Below are 18,020 nucleotides of genomic sequence, written 5' to 3'. Positions count from 1 at the left end.
ACGTGTCAATCGTTGATCGACCGCCGCGCCCCGAGCGGCCCCACGCACGAGCTCGCGGAACATCGTTCGGTCCGGGCAGCGGGACCGCGGGTCGCGGCGTCCGTGCGGGTCCGTCAGGCCGGACCCGGTGCCTGCGTACGAACCACCCGGAGATGGCCGGTCGAGGAGTCCCGGATCCGGACGCCGATCGGCAGCACGACGTGCTCCACGTCCCCGGCGTCCGGCTCCGCGAGGCGGCGCGCGAGGATCGTCATGGCCCGGCGGCCGATCTCCTCCGACGGCAGGATCGCCGAGACGAGCGTCAGGGGCGGCAGCTCCAGCGGTCCGCCGTCATCCATGCCGGCCAGCTCGATCTCGTCGGGGATCTGCACGCCGAGCGAGGTGAGATCGTGCACCGCGCCGGCGAGCACGTACCCGTTCGCGCACATGATCGCCGAGGGTGGTTCGGCCAGGGCCAGCAACTCCCGGACCGTCTCGATCCGGGAGGCTGCGGGCGGACCGAGGTAGGGCCGCAGGACCGTGAGCTCGCGGCGTTGCCGGATCCCGTGCTGTTGCAACGCCTGGAGGTGGCCGGCGAGGCGATCCCGGACGCTCGTGGAGTCCGTCTCCTCCCACAGGACCGCGATGCGCGTGTGGCCGGCGGCGATGAGGTGCTCGGTGAGCTGGAAGCCGACGGCGAAGTTATCCGCCACCACCGCGTCGGCGACCACGTCCTGCCGGTATCGGTCGACCATCACCATCGGGACGCCTCGGCGGCGCATCCCCTCCAGGGCCGGCAGCGGCGCGCGGCCCTCCACGGGGTACAGCACCACCCCGGAAGCGCCGCCGCGGGCGGCCCGCAGCAGCGCCCGCTCCTCGAGATCGGGATCCCCCTTCGTGTCGGACAGGAACATCCGGTAGCCGAGCTCCGCGCAGACCGCCTCCACACCGCGGATCAAGCGTGCGGCATGTGGGCTCCGGTCGTGCAGCAGCGACAGCACGCACATGATCGAGGCGTCGGCACCGTCCTCGGCTGGCCGCGTCGTCCGCGGGCCTTCGGCGACGAACGTCCCCTTGCCGCGACGGCGCACCAGCAGTCCGTCGACGACGAGATCGTTCAACGCCTTGACGGCGGTCGTGTTGCTGACGCCGAACCGCTCGCGAATCTCGCGCTGCGTGATGAACGGCTCCCCCGGCGTGTACTCGCCCGCAGCGATGGCGCGGAGCAGCTCGGACTTCACGTTCTGATACAGCGGGACCCGCGGATCCCCATCCCGTTCACTCATCTGCCACCTCCCGCTGGACCGTCACGAACGAACTGAGGTCATCATGTCGCCAATTGACGCGTCAAAAAGGCTAAAGCCAGCGTAGACGAGGCCGCCGACCCTGGTGGCCTCGGCGGCCGGCAACGAGGCGGCGCCGTCCCGACGCGGCGAGCGGACCCACCGGCGCCCCGGCCGCCTCCGAGTCCGCACCGCGATCACCGCGGTGACGGCAACCCGGGGTGAGCGCCACTCGCGGTGTGCGCCCTTCGCGGTGTGCGCCATTCGCGGGGAGCCGTCCCACATGCTGGGAGGATTCGAGCCTTTCGTTGCCTTCATAACCATGCAGCATTAACTTTCTATTCACCGAAGATCGACAGGCGACGGGGCGCCCGACCGGTGCGCCGTCGTCGGCCAGAGCACAGTCACCCGCGCGATGCCGCGCACAGGAGGACGAATGTCCGCACGATCCGATCACGCCCAGGACGGTCTGAACCGTCGCAACTTCGTTCTCGGAGGCGTTGCCCTGACGGGAACGGCACTCATCGGCCTGCGTGCGGTGCGCGCAGCTGCCGCCACACCGCAGCCCGGACCACGGGCCGCGATGCCGCCGCAGCCCGACGCGGTCGTGGGCAACACGGTTCCCGCGTTCCCCGGCTGCGAGGGCGCAGGCAAGTTCACCACGGGCGGTCGCGGCCATGAGGTCGTCGCCGTGACCTCGCTCGAGGACTCGGGCGAGGGGAGCCTGCGCGAGGCGTTGTCGGCGGGCAATCGCACGATCGTCTTCCACGTCGGCGGCACGATCTCGCTGGAGTCCGGGCTGACCGTGACCGGCGACAACACCACGATCGCGGGGCAGACCGCACCGGGCGGTGGGATCGCGATCATCGGCAACGAGTTCCAGATCGACGCGGACAACGTCATCGTCCGGTACCTGCGCGTGCGGGCCGGCGACGGCGCCAACCCCGGCGGCATCGACACCTTCAACGGACGCGGGCACCGCAACATCGTCGTCGATCACTGCTCGATCGGTTGGGGCATCGACGAGTGCCTGTCGTTGTACGGCAACTACGACGTCACCGTGAGCAACTGCATCATCCACGAGGGCCTGGCCATGTCCGCGCACCTCAAGGGGCTGCACGGGTACGGCGGACTCTGGGGTGGCCAGAACGTCACCTACCACCACAACCTCCTCGTCCACCAGGGCGGCCGCAACCCGCGCTTCAGCTTCACCGAGGACATGGAGATGCGGGTCGACCACCGCAACAACGTGGTCTACAACCACGGCTTCACCTCGCTCTACGGCGCCGAGTGGTGTGAGGGGATCAACGTCGTCGGGAACTACTACAAGCCGGGTCCCGACACCCTGGGCGGGGTCGAGCGACACATCATCGAGCCGTACCGGGGCGGCAACTGGTACGTGTCGGGCAACGCGGTCGAGGGTCACCCCGACGTCACCGATGACAACACCCTCGGCATCTCCTACCAGGTCGTGGGTCAGGCGGCCGACCCGTCGCTGACCCCGCAGCTGAGCGGGATCGTGAACGTCCCGGGTGGCGGGATCAACCTGCTCGACGCGCCCGCGACGATCACCCACCCGCTCTCGGAGACGCTCTCGGCCGAGGACGCCTACGAGGCCGTGCTCGCAGGTGTCGGCGCGAGCCTGCCCTACTACGACGCTGTCGACGCCCGTCTCCTGAACGAGGTCCGCTCGGGTACCGGCCGGTTGATCAACTCCCAGAACGAGGTGGGAGGCTACCCGGTGCTGGCCGACGGCGACCCGCCGGTCGACGGCGACGGCGACGGCATCCCGGACGACTGGGAGAACGAGCACGGACTCGATCCCGCGGACCCGGCCGACGGCACCGCGATCGGCAGCGACGGCTACAGCAACCTCGAGCAGTACCTGAACGCCATCACCGGCGCGGTCCACGAGTACCCGTCGGTGGTCCTCACCAGGCCCGAGTACGACCTCGTCACGTCGGCCGAGACCGCCACCCAGGCGGTCACCGTGGTCGCCGAGGCGACCGGTGTGGAGGGCGCGAGGATCACCGCCGTGGAGTTCTACTCCAACGAGGTCAAGATCGGCGAAGCGTTGAGGTCGCCCTTCCGGGTGACCTGGGACGCCCCGGTCGGCACCTGGTACCTGTCGGCGCGGGTGATCGACAGCCGGGGCGTCCAGGTGCACTCGACCGCGGTGCCGATCCACGTCAACCTCACCTCCCGGACCGGCTCGTGGACCTCGCGGGACGTCGGTGCCGTGCCGTTGGCAGGCTCGGCGTACCAGGACCCCACCTCCGGTGACGTCACGATCACGGGTTCGGGCAAGGTGCGCGGCCGGACCGACGCCTTCCAGTTCCTGTACCAGGAGATCGCGGCGGGCAGCGACGACACCGTCGAGATCATGGGTCGGATCGACTCGGTCAGCCGTCCGTGGGACGGCGTCTTCGCCGGGTTCATCTTCCGCGAGTCGCTCGATGAGAACTCGCGCTACTTCGCCGGCGGGCTTCAGGTCGCTCGCGACGGGCTCAAGGGACACGTCACGCGGATCCAGTCCCACGGGCCCGGGCCAAGCATCGGGTCCTACCCCTACGAGGAGGACGAGGTGCTCGACCTCGAGCCCCAGTGGATCCGTCTGGTCAAGCGCGGCACGGAGTTCGAGGCGCACCTGAGCCCGGACTCGCTGCAGTGGACCAGGATCGGCTACGAACGGATCCCGATGCAGGACCGGATCTTCGTGGGCATGGTGATCGACGCCAACCAGCAGGACAACGCGATCGCCAACTACGCGACGGCCACGTTCCACAACGTCAGGTTGAGCAACTGACTCGCCCGACCCCGACGTTCCCGGCGTCGTTCTCGTGGCGAGCACTCCACGAGAGCGACGCCTCTGGCGCTGCCCGCACATGAAGGAAGCCGCAGCATCCCCGTGGAACTGTTGGGATTCTGCGGCTTCTTCTTGTGCGCGAGGGGGGAGTTGAACCCCCACGCCCTTTCGGGCACACGGACCTGAACCGTGCGCGTCTGCCTATTCCGCCACTCGCGCGCGCCGCGTCACTCGGTGGCACGCCACCTCGATCAGCGTTCCGTAGATTATCACGGCACACGCGCCGACTCGGCCATGCGTGGACGCCGTCCGGGCCCGCCTCACCCCGCCATGGCCCTGCGACGTTTACGATCTGGTGTAACGAGTGGGCGTTCGCCTGCAATCGCCGTGTGCCCGCCGAGGTGCGCAGCGGGTGCCAGTGAGCAACCACACAGTGGGCCGCCGGCCCACCGACACTAGGGAGGAGGTGCGCCATGGGAGTGCTGGACCGTTTCGAGAAGGGTGTCGAACGAGTCGTCAACAACGCGTTCGCGAAGGCGTTCCGGTCCGAGCTGAAGCCGGTGGAGATCGCCAGCGCCATCCGCCGGGACATGGACGATCGCACCGCCGCGCTGTCCCGCGGCCGCACCGTGGTCCCGAACACGTTCGTGGTGGAACTCTCGCCGAAGGACTACGACCAGGTCCTGGACTGGGGCGAGGACGCGATGGCGGACGAGATGATCGCCGCCGCCACGGACCACGCAACGAGCCAGAACTACGTGTTCGTGGGACCGGTGGAGGTCGAGTTCGACCAGTCCGAGGACCTGGAGCCGGGCCGCTTCAAGGTCCGCTCCAGCTCCCGACGGGGCGCCGTCGCGCCGGCCACCTCGACCGCCACGACACGCCACCCGATCGTAGACATCGACGGCCAGCGCTACCTCCTCACCGGCCCGGTGACCGTGATCGGCCGCGGCTCGGAGGCGGACATCATCGTCGACGACTCCGGCGTCTCACGGCGGCACCTGGAGATCCGGATCACCTCGGACGGCGTGATCGCGAGCGACCTCGGGTCCACCAACGGCACATTCGTCGAGGGGCACCAGGTCGCGGCCGCCACGCTCGTCGACGGCAACACCCTCACCATCGGACGGACCCGCATCCTCTTCTGGACCGGCGCCGACGACGGCGACGGCCGCTGAGGGCCCCTCGTGAGCGAACTGATCGTCACCCTGTTGCGGGTGGGCTACCTGGTGGTGCTCTGGCTGCTGGTGCTCTCCGCGGTGTCCGTGCTGCGCCGGGACATCTTCGGGACCCGCGTCATCGCGCGTGGCTCGGTGCTCACCGGCTCGCGCCGGCCGGCGCCCGACGGCGGAGCGAACCAACGCTCCTCGCGCGCCTCTCGTGGGGCTCCGTCGACGATCCGCGTGACCGCGGGCCCGCTCAGCGGCACCACGCTCAAGCTCGGCCAGTCGTCGGTCCTGATCGGCCGCGCGCCGTCGTCCACCCTCGTCCTCGACGACGACTACGCCTCGAACCGGCACGCCCGGATCTTCCCCGAGGACGGTCAGTGGTTCGTCGAGGACCTCGAGTCCCGGAACGGCACGTACCTCGGCGCGCACCGCGTCCACGGTCCGATACCGGTGACGATCGGAACGCCGATCCGGATCGGCCAGACCGTCATCGAACTGCACCGGTAGGCCACGTGACCCTCACCCTCAGATACGTCGCCCGCTCCGATGTGGGTCTGGTCCGCTCCGTGAACCAGGACTCCGGATACGCCGGCCCGCACCTGCTGGTGCTCGCCGACGGCATGGGTGGACCGGCCGGCGGTGACATCGCCTCCTCCGTGGCCGTGGCGCACCTGGCGCCGCTGGACGGGGAGGCCCACGGCGGCGACGACCTCGTGGATCAGTTGCGCCGGGCGGTCAGCGCCGCGCACACCGACCTCGTCGAGTACTCCGACGCCAAGCCGGAGCTCGCCGGCCTCGGCACCACCGTGATCGCCCTGCTGCGCTCCGGGCGCAAGCTCGGCATGGTGCACGTCGGCGACTCGCGCGCCTACCTGCTGCGCGACGACGAACTCGTCCAGGTCACCGCCGACCACACGTTCGTGCAGCACCTGGTGGATCTCGGACAGCTCACCCCGGAGGAGGCGGAGCAGCACCCGCACCGTTCGGTGCTGCTGCGCGTCCTGGGTGACGACGCCGCCGAGCCGGAGCTGGACGAGTCGGTGCGGGAGGCCCGCGCCGGGGACCGCTGGCTGCTCTGCTCCGACGGCCTCTCGTCCTACGTCTCCGCGGAGACGATCGCCGAGACCGTGCGGTCCATCACCGATCTCGGCGACTGCGCCGACGCCCTGATCGACCTGGCCCTGCGCGCCGGCGGCCAGGACAACATCACGATCGTGCTCGCCGACGTCGTCGAGACGGACGAACTGCCCGAGAACACGCCGATGATCGTGGGGGCGGCCGCCGTCGACCGGTCCAAGCCGACCCGCGGCGGCGACAGCGCGGCGGCCCGGGCCGCCGCGCTCACCCGCTCCACCGGCCGTCCCGCCCGGGTGGGCGACGGCCCCGACTCCGCGGCGGACGGCGAGCGCTACCTCGACGACGACGCAGAGGACGAACGTGCGGCCGAGGAGGCCGTGCTCGCCCTCGAGCCGCCGCGCCGGCGCGCCCTTCGGGTGGGCATCTGGGTCCTCGTCGCGCTCGCCCTGGTCGCAGGTGCGCTCACCCTCGGCTATCGCTGGGCGCAGACCCAGTACTTCGTGGCGCCGAACGCCGATCAGGTCGCGATCTACCAGGGCATCCCGCAGTCCCTCGGCCCGCTCGAACTGTCCCACGTGCACGAGACGACGACGATCGCTCTGGACGACCTGCCCGCGTTCGCCCGGACCCGGGTCGAGGACGTGATCGCGGCGACCTCCCTGGCCGACGCCGAGACGATCGTCGAGGACCTCCGGGCGCAGACGACCGAGGAACCCTGATGGCTACCGTCGCCCCGAGCAGGGTCCGCACCGGGCGCGGCGTGGAGATCCCTCTGCTGCTCCTCGCCCTGACGCTGGGCATCGGCGGCTACGCACTGGTCGGCCTGGCCACCGGCGGCGCCCTGCCGGCCGGCTTCGGGGGCTACGCGGCAACGCTCGCCGTCATCGCCGTCGGGCTCCACCTGATCCTGCGCTGGCGCGCGCCCTATGCGGATCCGCTCATCCTGCCGATCGTGATGGCCCTGAACGGCATCGGGCTTGCGATGATCCACCGGATCGACCTGCGCCTGGACGCCCGCGGCCTGACCGCCGGCTTCGGCGACCGCCAGGAACTCTGGACGATCATCGGCGCCGCCTGTGCGGCCGCCGTCCTGATCCTGCTCCGCGATCACCGCACCCTGCGCCGCTACACCTACACCGCGATGATCGTCGGTCTGGTCCTGCTGGTGCTGCCGATGCTCCCCGGCCTCGGCGTGAACATCAACGGCGCCCAGGTCTGGATCCGGGTCGGGCCGTTCTCGGTGCAGCCGGCCGAGTTCGCCAAGATCGCCCTCGCCGTGTTCTTCGCCGGCTACCTGGTCACCCATCGGGACGTGCTCACCCTGGCCGGGCCGAAGATCCTTGGGCTGCAACTGCCGCGGCTGCGTGACTTCGGGCCGATCGTGCTCGCGTGGGCGGTCAGCATCCTCGTGCTGGTGCGCCAGACCGACCTCGGGAGCTCGCTGCTGTTCTTCGGGCTGTTCGTCGCGATGCTCTACGTGGCCACCGAGCGGTGGAGCTGGATCCTGATCGGGCTGCTCATGTTCGCGGCCGGTGCGGTCCTCGCGGCCAACGTCTTCGGACACGTCGGGGCGCGCGTCGACGTCTGGCTGAACGCCCTCGACCCGGAGATCTACAACCGGGACCCCGGCGGCTCGGGTCAACTCGTCCGCGGCCTGTTCGGGATGGCCAGCGGCGGCCTGTTCGGGACCGGCTGGGGCGAGGGCTTCCCGGACCTGGTGCCGTACGCGAACTCCGACTTCATCATGGCCTCGCTCGGCGAGGAACTCGGCCTGACCGGCGTGATGGCGATCCTGATGCTCTACCTGATCCTCATCCAGCGCGGCATCCGCACGAGCATCGGCCTGCGGGACGGGTTCGGCAAGCTGCTCGCCTCCGGCCTGTCCTTCGTCGTGGCCCTGCAGTGCTTCGTCGTGGTGGGCGGCGTGACCCGGCTCATCCCACTCACCGGTCTGACCATGCCGTTCCTGGCCAGCGGTGGCTCGTCACTGGTGGCGAACTGGATAGTGGTCGGCCTGCTGCTGCGAATGTCCGACGGCGCCCGTCGCCCCGCCGGCGAGGGTGGCGGCGGTCTGGTGTCGACCGAGACCTCCCTCGAGGTCGTGCCCGGGGACGCCGAGCCTCGGGCCCGGGACCGCGACGTCACCGACACCGGCCAGTTCGCCTCCGACGATCAGCACACCGAGGTGGTGGAACGCCCATGAACTCACCCCTGCGCAAGCTCAGCATCGTGATCGTGGTCATGTTCTTCGCCCTCATGGGCGGCGCTACCTGGGTCCAGTTCTTCCAGGCGAACTCACTGAACAACGACGCCCGCAACGTGCGCACCCTCTATCGCGACTACGGGCACGACCGCGGCCCGATCGTGGTCGACGGCACGTCCGTCGCCTACTCGGTGCCGGTCGACGACGCCTTCGGGTTCCAGCGCACCTACGCGAACGGCCCGCTGTACGCACCGGTCACCGGCTACTACGGCATGTACAGCCTGAGCGGCATCGAACAGGCCGCGAACACGGTCCTGAACGGCACCGACGACTCGCTGCTGCTGGCCCGGATCCGGGCCCTGTTCACCGGTGCCGAGCAGCAGGGCGGCACGGTGGAGCTGACGCTCGACCCGGTGGTGCAGCAGGCCGCGTGGGACGCCCTTGGAGACAACAACGGTGCGATCGTGGCGCTCGACCCGAACACGGGTGCGATCCTGGCCATGGTGTCCAAGCCGACGTTCGACCCGAACGTCCTCGCCGGGCACACCTCGGCCGAGGTGACCGCGGCGTACCAGGCGCTCCTCGCAGATCCGTCGGATCCGCTGTTCAACCGGACAATCGGGGGCGACCTCTACCCCGCCGGGTCCACCTTCAAGCTCATCGACGTGGCGATGGCCCTCGAGTCCGGCGAGTACACGCCCGACTCCCAGGTGCCGGCACCGACCGAGTTCCTGCTGCCTGGCACGCAGGACACCTACATCCGCAACCCGGGCGGCGGACCGTGCACGGCCGAGGACACGGTGACGCTCACCTACGCGCTCCAGGTCTCCTGCAACACACCGTTCGCGGCCCTCGGGGTGGAGTTCGGCGCGGACGCACTCACCGCCCAGACGGAGGCGTTCGGGTTCGGACGTGACCTCGAGATCCCGCTGAGCGTCACGCCGTCGACCATCGGTGAGGACCTGGACCCGGCGCAGACCGCGATGACGGCGATCGGCCAGTTCGACACCCGGGTCACCCCGCTGCAGATGGCCATGGTCTCGGCCGCGGTCGCGAACGACGGCGTGATCATGGAGCCGTATCTGGTGGCAGCCGAGCGCGGGCCGAACCTGCAGCTGACCTACAGCGCGTCGCCGCGGGAGTGGGCCACCCCGATGTCCGCCACGACCGCCGCGCAGATGACCGACATGATGGTCAACGTCGTCGAGAACGGCACCGGGCACCCGGCGCAGATCTCCGGAGTCCAGGTAGCTGGCAAGACCGGGACCGCCGAGACCGGGCTGGCCGACGACGTCGCCCCGGACGCGTGGTTCACGTCGTTCGCGCCGGCGGATGCGCCGGAGGTGGCCGTGGCCGTCGTGGTCGAGGACGGCGGCCAGCTCGGTGACGAGGCCACCGGAGCCCAGGTGGCGGCGCCGATCGCCCGCGCCGTGATCCAGGCGGTGCTGGCGGAATGATCCCGACGGCCGGCCTGGTCCTCGGCGACCGCTACGAGCTGCAGTCCCGGATCGCCATCGGCGGCATGGGCGAGGTGTGGGTCGCCCTCGACCGGCACCTGCGCCGCCGCGTGGCCGCGAAGGTCCTGCGGGCCGAGTTCGCCGGGGAGAAGACGTTCCTGGACCGCCTGCGGGCCGAGGCCCGGAACTCGGCGGCCCTGTCCCACCAGAACATCGCCGCGATGTACGACTACGGGGAGCAGAGCGGCTCCGGCTACCTGATCATGGAACTCGTGCAGGGCGAGCCGCTCGCGGACCTGTTGGAGCGCGAGCGCACCCTCGAGCCGGCCCAGCTGCTGCCGGTCCTGGCCCAGACCGCGCGGGCGCTGCACACCGCCCACATGGCCGGGGTGGTGCACCGGGACGTGAAACCGTCCAACATCCTGATCACCCCCGACGGGTACGTGAAGATCACGGACTTCGGGATCTCGCTCGGGTCGAACCAGGCCCCGATGACCGCGGCCGGGATGGTGATGGGCACCGCCCAGTACCTGCCCCCGGAGCAGGCGATGGGCCGCGCCGCCACCGGCGCCGGCGACATCTACGCGCTCGGCGTGGTCGCCTACGAGGCGCTCGTCGGAAAGCGGCCGTTCACCGGTGGCTCGCAGGTGGACATCGCGTTCGCACACGTGAACCAGCCGGTACCGGCGCTGCCGGACACGGTCGACGCCCGCGTGCGCGACGTCGTCATGGCGATGCTCGAGAAGGACCCCGAGCAACGGCCCCGCAGCGCCGCCTCGCTGGCCCGCTCGCTCGAGGAGCTCGCCGGCCACCTGGACGTCATCATCGAACCGGCCGAGCGGCCGGCCGCGTTGATCACCGAGCCCGACGGCGACTCCTCGCCCCGGTCCGGTGCCCTCACCCAGGTCTGGTTCGCCGAGGAGCCCCGGCCCGACGCCGGAGCCGTGGCTGCGGGCGGGGCCGTGGCTGCGGGCACAGCCGTCGAGGCGGGCACAGCCGCCCAGGCCGACGGTGACAGTCACACCGACCTCGACAACACCGCCCGGACCGACCACGGCGACGACACCGACGAGGACCGGGACGACGACGAGGACTGGGACGGCGACGACACCGACGAGCCGCCGGCCCGGCCGCGGTGGCGGCCCCTGTCCCAGGTCGACCCGGCCGCTCCCACCACGCCCCCCATCCCGGTGCCTGCGATCTCCGCAACCGGACCGGCCGCCGTCGCCGGCCCGGTGCCGACCCGGCGCACGCTCCGCACCGGGCAGACCGCCGCGAACCGGCCCGCGGTCGGCGTCCACCGCGAGCGCCTGGGCGCGGCACACGCCGCGGGTGGCTTCATCGCGTGGGTCCGCTCCGGATGGTGGTGGGCCGCCGGAATCGTGGCCATGGCTGCGGTGCTGACCGTGGTGGCGCTGTGGCTCGGTAGGCTATGGGAGGCTGACGCGTCCATGGCGATCGCGTCGCCCCTGCTCGCAGCCGCAATGCATCGACCATCCCAGAGAGTGAAGGAACGCTAAGTGGTAGACGACGTTCCCCGAGTGCTGGCCGGTCGCTACGAGGTCGGCGAGCTGATCGGTCGCGGCGGCATGGCCGAGGTGCACATCGGGCGGGACAACCGCCTCGGGCGCTCGGTCGCGATCAAGATGCTCCGACCGGACCTAGCCCGCGACCCCAGTTTCCACGCCCGGTTCCGCCGCGAGGCCCAGGCCGCCGCCTCGCTCAACCACCCGGCGATCGTCTCCGTGTACGACACCGGTGAGGACCTCAGCACCGGGATCGACGGCGCGGAGGTGCGGATCCCGTTCATCGTGATGGAGTACGTCGAGGGCCACACGGTCCGTGACCTCCTGCGGGACGGCTCCGCGCTACCCATCGACGAGGCCATCGAGATCACCCAGGGCGTCCTGGCCGCGCTCGAGTACTCCCACCACGCCGGCATCGTGCACCGCGACATCAAGCCCGCGAACGTGATGCTGACGCCGACCGGCGCCGTGAAGGTGATGGACTTCGGCATCGCCCGCGCCATGGCCGACTCGGCCGCCACGATGACCCAGACCCACGCCGTCGTGGGCACCGCGCAGTACCTCTCCCCGGAGCAGGCCCGCGGCGAGGTCGTCGACGCCCGCTCGGACCTGTACTCGACCGGGTGCCTGCTGTTCGAGCTCCTCACCGGCAGGCCGCCGTTCATCGGCGACTCCGCCGTGGCGGTCGCCTACCAGCACGTCAGCGAGGAGCCCCCGACGCCGAGCACGTTCGCGCCGGACGTGCCCGAGTCGCTCGACCGGATCACCATGCTGGCGCTCACCAAGGACCGGGAGCAGCGCTACTCGACCGCGGCACAGTTCCGGGCCGACCTCGAGGCCGCCGCACGCCAGGAGGCCATCAGCGCGCCGCCGCTCGGCGCGGTGCCGATGGCGGCAGCGGGTGCCACGCAGGTCCTCGGTGCCGCGGCGATCGCCGATCCCGTGCCGGTGGCCGAGCCGGAGGAAGAGCCGGACGAGAAGCCCAAGAACAACAAGACGCTGATCTGGATCCTCTCGATCGTGGGTGTCGCCGCCATCATCGGCATCATCCTGCTCGCCCTGAACCGTCCCGAGGAACCGACCGAGCCCACAACCGTGCAAGTGCCGGACCTGACGTCGATGACGCAGGAGCAGGCGCGCGAGGCGCTCGCGGCGACCGTGGCCACCGAGGATGGGACTGGCCTGCAACTCGTGGTCGGCGAGCCGGTCACCGACCCGGAGATTCCCGAGGGCGAGGCGGTGTCCTGGACGCCGGACACCGGCGAGGACGTCGACGAGGGCAGCGACGTCACCGTGGTGTTCTCCTCCGGACCCGGGGAGATCGAGATCCCGGACGTCTCCGGGCTGAGCCAGGACCGGGCCCGTCAGGAACTCATCGACGCCGGCTTCAGCGGCGCGAACATCCGCACCACCACCGAGAACAGTCCCGACTTCGGTCAGGACGAGGCGATCCGCACCGATCCGGAGGCCGGCACCATGGCCAACCCGGAGGATGCGATCACGATCGTCCTCGCCACCGGGAACGTGGACCTGCCCTCGCTCGTCGGCCAGGAGCTCGAGGCGGCGCAGAACACCATCACCGAACTCGGCCTGAGCTCTCGCGTGACGAACCAGGAGGACCCGGGCCCGGTCGGCGTGGTCCTCAACCAGGACCGGGAGGGCTCGGTGCCGCAGGGCACCGTGGTGGAGCTCATCGTCTCGATCCCGGAACCGACGCAGGAGCCGACGACCGACCCGCCCACGACGGACCCAACGACCGACCCGACCACGGACCCGCCGGCCACCGACCCGACCACGGACCCGGCAGAGGGCGACCAGTAGGCCCTGAGCGCTGAGATCGCACCTGCGCCGTTGAGATCGCACCTGCTACAGGTGCGATCTCACCCGGTGAGGTGCGATCTGACCCGGTGAAGTGCGATCTCACCCGGGAGGTGCGATCTCGCCCTGGGAGGTGCGATCTCAGCCCCGTGGGGGATCTGGTGTCAGTGCTGCGTGACCAGCGGGGCCAGGCCCGCGCTGAGGTCGACCGCCTCGCCGTCGCCCGCGAGCGCGAGCCAGTTCGCCAGGAGCCGGTGCCCACCCTCGGTGAGCACGGACTCCGGGTGGAACTGCACCCCGTGCAGCGGCAGGGTGCGGTGCACCAGCCCCATCACGATGCCGTTCGCGGTGTGCCCGGTGACCCGGAGGTCGGCGGGCACGGTGTCCGCCTGGACCGCGAGGGAGTGGTAGCGGGTCGCGGTGAACGGGGACGGCAGGGATTCGAAGACCCCCGTCCCGTCGTGCTCCACCTCGGAGGTCTTGCCGTGCATGAGTTCCGGTGAGTGGTTGACCACCCCGCCGAACACCTCGCCGAGTGCCTGATGGCCGAGGCACACGCCGAGCATCGGGACCTCCTCGGCTGCGCACCGCTCGATGATCGCCATGCTCTCGCCGGCCTCCTTCGGGGTGCCCGGTCCGGGCGAGACGAGCACGCCGTCGTAGCCGGCGAGCGGGTCCGCCCCGGTGAGGGACTCGCCGTCGTTGCGCACCACGGTGGTCTGCGCACCGAGCTGCTGCAGGTAGCCGACGATCGTGTAGACGAAGCTGTCGTAGTTGTCGATGACGAGGATGCGGCGCATCAGCCCTCTCCCACGGTCTGGTCGTTGAACGGCATGTACGGGGCCACGGCTGGGAAGACCCACAGGAACAGCGCGGCCACGACGGCCACGACGAGGACCGCCGACTGGACGACGCGCGCCCACGCAGGGCCTGGCAGGTGGGTGAAGATCCAGCCGTACATCAGGACCCTTCCGGTAGCAGGGCGGCGGGCATGCCGTCGGTGAGCGGGATCCAGTGATCCAGTTGCGCGTGCACGATGTACCGCTCCCGGGTCGACCACAACGGGTGGCAGGTGGTCAGGGTGAGCATCGCGTCGGTGGCGACCGCTGCCGGATCCCCGGGGACCGGCGCGATCACCTCGACCTGGTCCGGCCGGACGATGTCGCTGGTGGTGACGGCGTAGACGTACCAGGCCTGCGCGGTTCGCACGATGATCTGGTCGCCGGCCTCAAGGGTGTCGATCGAATAGAACGGCTTGCCGTAGGTCTGTCGGTGCCCGGCAACGGAGAAGTTGCCGATCTGACCGGCCTGCGCGGTCTCCGAGTAGTGACCCACCCGGCCCGCGTCCAGCACGGTGGGGCGATCGACACCCTCGGCGATCGGCTGGGCGTAGTCGATCCCCCAGTCCGGCACGAACAGCGTCGCGAACACCTCGCCCTCGGCGGCGGCCTCCTCGACAGGAGGGGTGTCCGTGCGCGGCGTGCCGGCGACCTGGGGTACCGGTGGGAGCGTCTCCTCGAGCTCGGCGACGGCGCTGGCCGCCTGCTGCTCGCCCTCGACGTCGGTCCACCACAGCTGCCACACGACGAACAGCCCGAGCAGGACCCCTGCCGTGATCAGGAGCTCCCCGACCCCGCCGAGGATGCGGGAACCGATCGAGGGACGCCGTCGACGCACGGCCGGCTGCTCGGCCTCGTCCACCGCCGCGGTCGACGGCGGCGCTGCGTTGGTCATTGTGGTCCGTTCGGATCGGTGGTGGGCCCCTCGAGCGTGATCGGGTCCCCACCGGGGATCCTGGCATACCTGGTGCTGAGATTGCCGTCGTCCCCGGGTGCCTCGATCTCATCCTCGGTGGTCACGGAGAACCCCAGCCCGACGGCGTCCACGTACTGGCGGTAGATCCGGACCGCGGAGGAGTCGTCGAGGGCGTCCTCGAGGGCGTCAGCGTCCCCGATCGCGGCGATCCGGTACGGCGGGGAGTAGGTGTCGCCGTCAAGCAGCAGCACGTTCCCCACACACCGGATCAAGGTGGTCGCGGTGACCCGGTGCCCCTGCACCGTCATCGCCTCGGCGCCGCCCGCCCAGAGCGCGTTGATCACGGCCTCCAGGTCCTGCTGGTGCACCACGAGGTCATCGGGGCTGAACCCCTCCGGGACGTCCTGGACGAGCGGTGAGTCCCAGAGGGAGACCTCCACCCCGGGCCCGGTGACGGCCAGCCGGCCCGCCGCGAGCGCCAACGCGTCGCTCGCGGCCGCCTCCGGCACCTCCGCCGACTGCTCGCCCAGCAGCGCGTCCACCTCCGCACGCAACTGCGAAACCTCGGCGTTGGTCTCCTGCAGCCGAGCCTCCTCGGCCTCGACCAGCTCCGGGAGGTTCTGCGGCTGGCGCTCGGTGTCCTCGGCGAACACCGAGGCGCTGGTGGCGAACATCAGACCGGCGAGGACCCCCACCATTGCGACGCCGATCGACCGGCCACGCACGCGCGGCGGCCGCGACGGCAGCCCGGGAGTCCTCATGTGTCCCAGTGTAGGTTGCCCTCCCCATTAGGATTGGGGGCAGTTCACCACCTGAGGAGTCACCATGCCCGAGTCCAGGTCCCGCAAGAAGCCGGCCTACACCCCGCCGCCGGCGTCGAGCGCGGTCAAGCCGAACCCGCGCTGGTGGGCACCCACGATGGTGACCCTGCTGATCGTCGGGCTCGTGTACGTCGTCGTCACCTACCTGATGGAGTCCGCCGGCCCGGTTCCTGGCATCGGAGCCTGGAACCTCGGCATCGGCTTCGCGGTCATGATGGTCGGCTTCGTCATGACGATGCGCTGGCGCTGAGCCGGCGCTCCGCAGCGCTCCCCGAAGGGCCGCCTCATCCACACGGATGACGCGGCCCTTCGCCGTTCTCACGACCGTCGGGTCCCCGGTTCGTCCCCAGGTCTGTGCACACATGTGGAGAACTACATGCGTGTGATTTCCACAGCTGTGGAGTCACCTGTGGAGAACTACACGGATGTAGTTCCACAGGTGTGAACAACCCTGTGGACAGGCGTTCGACGGTCTGATCGGTCGGCTCGCGGACCCGCCGTACCCATGGCCAAGGGCTGGATCCGGGAACCTCGGCGCGGAGCCGGCCACGACACGAGGCGCAGCCTGCCGCGGACGTCAGGCGCAGGCGGCCGCAGTGCCAGCCGTAGGTGGCCGCGGACATCAGACGTAGGCGGCCGCAGCGTCAGCCGTCGTTGGCCGCAGCGTGAGACGGAGGCGGCCGCGGCGTGAGATCGAGATGGCCGCAACGTCAGTGCGTGGGGCCGCAGGCGTCAGGAGTAGACGCCCACCGTGATCCCGACGAGGATCGCCGCGACGAGGGCGACACCCGCGATGGCGCCGCGCGTGCGTTCCTTCTTCGGCAGATAGGCGAACAGGGCGCCGAGGGCGGCGCCGGTGACCAGCCCGCCGAGGTGCGCCTGCCAGGAGATGCCCGGGATCACGAACCCGAGGACCACGTTGATCCCGATCACGATGAGGATCTGCCGCGCCTCGCGCCCGGTCCGCCGCAGCACCACGGCGATCGCCGCGAAGAGTCCGAACACGGCACCGGACGCGCCGACGGTGGCCACGTTCCACACGTCGTCGCCGGCCAGGGCGAGCACCGCCACACTGCCACCGAGCGCGCTGAGCAGGTAGAGGGCGATGTAGCGCCACCGGCCGAGCATCTGCTCCAGGAACGGTCCCACGATCCACAGCGCGTACATGTTGAACAGCAGGTGCACGATGCCGGCGTGCAGGAACGCCGTGGTGATCATCCGGTACGGCTCGACCTGCCCGAGGACCGGCGCGAAGATCAGGCGCATCCGCAGCGTCGGGCTCACGTAGTCCGCAACGAACAGCAGCACGCAGATCGCGATGAACGTGATCGTGACGACCGGGCGGTTGTCCGGGCTCAGCCTGGCGCCGAGCACGCTGGTCCTCGGCCGGACCGTACGGGCTTCCTCACGCACGCAGTCGACGCAGTGCACGCCGACGGCGGCGGGCCGCTGGCACTCCGGGCACGCCGGGCGCCCGCACCGTTGGCACCGAACGTAGGAGACACGATCGGGGTGGCGCGGACACACCGGCGGTGCGCCTCCCGCTCCGGGCTGCCCCGGCGGCGGCGCGGGCGGGTAAGCGCTCATCGAGCGGTCAGTCGACGATCTCGATCGAGGTGATCACGATGTCCTCGACCGGACGGTCGTTGCGCGGGTCGGTGGACACGACGTTGACGGCGTCGACGACGGCGGTGGAGGCCGGGTCCTTCACCTTGCCGAAGATGGTGTGCTTGCCCTGCAGCCAGGTGGTCGGCGCCGTGGTGATGAAGAACTGCGAACCGTTGGTGCCGCGGCCCATCTGGATCCCGGCGTTCGCCATGGCAAGCACGTACGGCTCGCGGAAGTGCAGCTCGGGGTGGATCTCGTCGTCGAAGGCGTACCCGGGGCCACCGCGGCCGGTGCCGAGCGGGTCACCGCCCTGGATCATGAAGTTCGGGATGACGCGGTGGAAGATCGTGCCGTTGTACAGCGGCTCGTTGCTGGACTCCCCGGTCTCCGGGTGCGTCCAGGTGCCCGCACCGGTGGCCAGGTCGGTGAAGTTCTTCACCGTCTTCGGCGCGTGGTTGGGCAGGAGTTCGACGACGATGTCGCCGGCGGTCGTGTGCAGAATGGCGTCCATGCCACCA

General features: G+C 70.4%; 16 protein-coding genes and 1 tRNA gene. 9 read left to right on the top strand and 8 right to left on the bottom strand.

The features are described 5' to 3' along the window. Positions 1–113: 113 nt before the first annotated feature. On the bottom strand, positions 114–1,265 hold the full coding sequence (locus tag GKS42_RS00160) for a substrate-binding domain-containing protein (RefSeq protein WP_154791994.1): 1,152 nt from the start codon (positions 1,263–1,265) through the stop codon (positions 114–116). 433 nt (positions 1,266–1,698) lie between these two features. Here GKS42_RS00160 and GKS42_RS00155 point away from each other — a divergent pair, with 433 nt between their 5' ends. After that, positions 1,699–4,068 (top strand): Ig-like domain-containing protein, encoded by a 2,370-nt coding sequence (locus GKS42_RS00155; RefSeq protein WP_154791993.1) that lies wholly within the window; start codon positions 1,699–1,701, stop codon positions 4,066–4,068. A gap of 135 nt (positions 4,069–4,203) precedes the next feature. Here the strand turns inward: GKS42_RS00155 and GKS42_RS00150 are convergent. After that, positions 4,204–4,287 (bottom strand) — tRNA-Leu (locus GKS42_RS00150). 254 nt (positions 4,288–4,541) lie between these two features. Here GKS42_RS00150 and GKS42_RS00145 point away from each other — a divergent pair. From GKS42_RS00145 to pknB, 7 genes are read left to right on the top strand one after another with little or no spacing between them, the layout of a single operon-like run. After that, positions 4,542–5,246, top strand: a complete 705-nt coding sequence (locus tag GKS42_RS00145) for an FHA domain-containing protein (protein ID WP_154791992.1) — start codon at positions 4,542–4,544, stop codon at positions 5,244–5,246. Between the two features lie 9 nt (positions 5,247–5,255). Then, positions 5,256–5,744, top strand: coding sequence for an FHA domain-containing protein FhaB/FipA (locus GKS42_RS00140; RefSeq protein WP_163541726.1), 489 nt, complete (start codon positions 5,256–5,258; stop codon positions 5,742–5,744). A 5-nt stretch (positions 5,745–5,749) separates the two neighbouring features. Continuing rightward, positions 5,750–7,033 (top strand): PP2C family protein-serine/threonine phosphatase, encoded by a 1,284-nt coding sequence (locus GKS42_RS00135; RefSeq protein ID WP_154791991.1) that lies wholly within the window; start codon positions 5,750–5,752, stop codon positions 7,031–7,033. Further along, positions 7,033–8,517: an FtsW/RodA/SpoVE family cell cycle protein gene (locus GKS42_RS00130; RefSeq protein ID WP_154791990.1), complete on the top strand. Its 1,485-nt coding sequence runs from the start codon at positions 7,033–7,035 to the stop codon at positions 8,515–8,517. Before GKS42_RS00135 ends, GKS42_RS00130 begins: the two co-directional genes overlap by 1 nt. After that, complete coding sequence (locus GKS42_RS00125; protein WP_154791989.1) at positions 8,514–9,974, top strand: peptidoglycan D,D-transpeptidase FtsI family protein; 1,461 nt, start codon at positions 8,514–8,516, stop codon at positions 9,972–9,974. The genes GKS42_RS00130 and GKS42_RS00125 overlap by 4 nt, the downstream gene beginning before the upstream one ends. Next, positions 9,971–11,494 carry a serine/threonine-protein kinase gene (locus GKS42_RS26140; RefSeq protein WP_154791988.1) on the top strand — a complete coding sequence of 508 codons (1,524 nt, stop codon included), beginning with the start codon at positions 9,971–9,973 and terminating at the stop codon, positions 11,492–11,494. Before GKS42_RS00125 ends, GKS42_RS26140 begins: the two co-directional genes overlap by 4 nt. After that, positions 11,495–13,321, top strand: a complete 1,827-nt coding sequence (gene pknB / locus GKS42_RS00115; protein ID WP_154791987.1) for a Stk1 family PASTA domain-containing Ser/Thr kinase — start codon at positions 11,495–11,497, stop codon at positions 13,319–13,321. Positions 13,322–13,482: 161 nt separating this feature from the next. Here pknB and GKS42_RS00110 read toward each other — a convergent pair whose 3' ends face one another. The 4 genes from GKS42_RS00110 to GKS42_RS00100 are packed head-to-tail and all read right to left on the bottom strand — an operon-like array spanning position 13,483 to position 15,834. Continuing rightward, positions 13,483–14,118 (bottom strand): aminodeoxychorismate/anthranilate synthase component II, encoded by a 636-nt coding sequence (locus GKS42_RS00110; protein ID WP_154791986.1) that lies wholly within the window; start codon positions 14,116–14,118, stop codon positions 13,483–13,485. Beyond that, positions 14,118–14,279 (bottom strand): hypothetical protein, encoded by a 162-nt coding sequence (locus tag GKS42_RS25880; RefSeq protein ID WP_163541719.1) that lies wholly within the window; start codon positions 14,277–14,279, stop codon positions 14,118–14,120. The genes GKS42_RS00110 and GKS42_RS25880 overlap by 1 nt, the downstream gene beginning before the upstream one ends. After that, positions 14,279–15,052, bottom strand: coding sequence for a class E sortase (locus GKS42_RS00105; RefSeq protein WP_154791985.1), 774 nt, complete (start codon positions 15,050–15,052; stop codon positions 14,279–14,281). The genes GKS42_RS25880 and GKS42_RS00105 overlap by 1 nt, the downstream gene beginning before the upstream one ends. Continuing rightward, positions 15,049–15,834: a DUF881 domain-containing protein gene (locus tag GKS42_RS00100; RefSeq protein WP_154791984.1), complete on the bottom strand. Its 786-nt coding sequence runs from the start codon at positions 15,832–15,834 to the stop codon at positions 15,049–15,051. The genes GKS42_RS00105 and GKS42_RS00100 overlap by 4 nt, the downstream gene beginning before the upstream one ends. 64 nt (positions 15,835–15,898) lie before the next feature. On the opposite strand from GKS42_RS00100, the gene GKS42_RS00095 reads away from it, so the two are divergent. After that, positions 15,899–16,144 (top strand): cell division protein CrgA, encoded by a 246-nt coding sequence (locus GKS42_RS00095; protein WP_154791983.1) that lies wholly within the window; start codon positions 15,899–15,901, stop codon positions 16,142–16,144. Between the two features lie 482 nt (positions 16,145–16,626). Here GKS42_RS00095 and GKS42_RS00090 read toward each other — a convergent pair whose 3' ends face one another. Both GKS42_RS00090 and GKS42_RS00085 read right to left on the bottom strand, forming a co-directional pair. After that, a complete protein-coding gene (locus GKS42_RS00090; RefSeq protein ID WP_354002690.1) occupies positions 16,627–17,268 on the bottom strand; it encodes a rhomboid family intramembrane serine protease in 642 nt (213 codons plus the stop codon). 220 nt (positions 17,269–17,488) lie between these two features. Continuing rightward, on the bottom strand, positions 17,489–18,013 hold the full coding sequence (locus GKS42_RS00085; protein WP_154791981.1) for a peptidylprolyl isomerase: 525 nt from the start codon (positions 18,011–18,013) through the stop codon (positions 17,489–17,491). Positions 18,014–18,020 lie beyond the last annotated feature (7 nt).

It is taken from the genome of Occultella kanbiaonis (assembly GCF_009708215.1).
GTDB lineage: Bacteria > Actinomycetota > Actinomycetes > Actinomycetales > Beutenbergiaceae > Occultella > Occultella kanbiaonis.
The sequence above is the reverse complement of the archived record's forward strand: the minus strand, read 5'-3'. Positions and strand labels throughout refer to the sequence as shown.

Excerpts from the sequence above, each read along its gene's own strand:
- GKS42_RS00160 (WP_154791994.1), bottom strand. The coding sequence starts at position 1,265 with ATGAGTGAACGGGATGGGGATCCGCGGGTCCCGCTGTATCAGAACGTG.
- GKS42_RS00155 (WP_154791993.1), top strand. The coding sequence starts at position 1,699 with ATGTCCGCACGATCCGATCACGCCCAGGACGGTCTGAACCGTCGCAAC.
- GKS42_RS00145 (WP_154791992.1), top strand. The coding sequence starts at position 4,542 with ATGGGAGTGCTGGACCGTTTCGAGAAGGGTGTCGAACGAGTCGTCAAC.
- GKS42_RS00130 (WP_154791990.1), top strand. The coding sequence starts at position 7,033 with ATGGCTACCGTCGCCCCGAGCAGGGTCCGCACCGGGCGCGGCGTGGAG.
- GKS42_RS00125 (WP_154791989.1), top strand. The coding sequence starts at position 8,514 with ATGAACTCACCCCTGCGCAAGCTCAGCATCGTGATCGTGGTCATGTTC.
- GKS42_RS26140 (WP_154791988.1), top strand. The coding sequence starts at position 9,971 with ATGATCCCGACGGCCGGCCTGGTCCTCGGCGACCGCTACGAGCTGCAG.
- GKS42_RS00110 (WP_154791986.1), bottom strand. The coding sequence starts at position 14,118 with ATGCGCCGCATCCTCGTCATCGACAACTACGACAGCTTCGTCTACACG.
- GKS42_RS25880 (WP_163541719.1), bottom strand. The coding sequence starts at position 14,279 with ATGTACGGCTGGATCTTCACCCACCTGCCAGGCCCTGCGTGGGCGCGC.
- GKS42_RS00105 (WP_154791985.1), bottom strand. The coding sequence starts at position 15,052 with ATGACCAACGCAGCGCCGCCGTCGACCGCGGCGGTGGACGAGGCCGAG.
- GKS42_RS00100 (WP_154791984.1), bottom strand. The coding sequence starts at position 15,834 with ATGAGGACTCCCGGGCTGCCGTCGCGGCCGCCGCGCGTGCGTGGCCGG.
- GKS42_RS00095 (WP_154791983.1), top strand. The coding sequence starts at position 15,899 with ATGCCCGAGTCCAGGTCCCGCAAGAAGCCGGCCTACACCCCGCCGCCG.
- GKS42_RS00085 (WP_154791981.1), bottom strand. The coding sequence starts at position 18,013 with ATGGACGCCATTCTGCACACGACCGCCGGCGACATCGTCGTCGAACTC.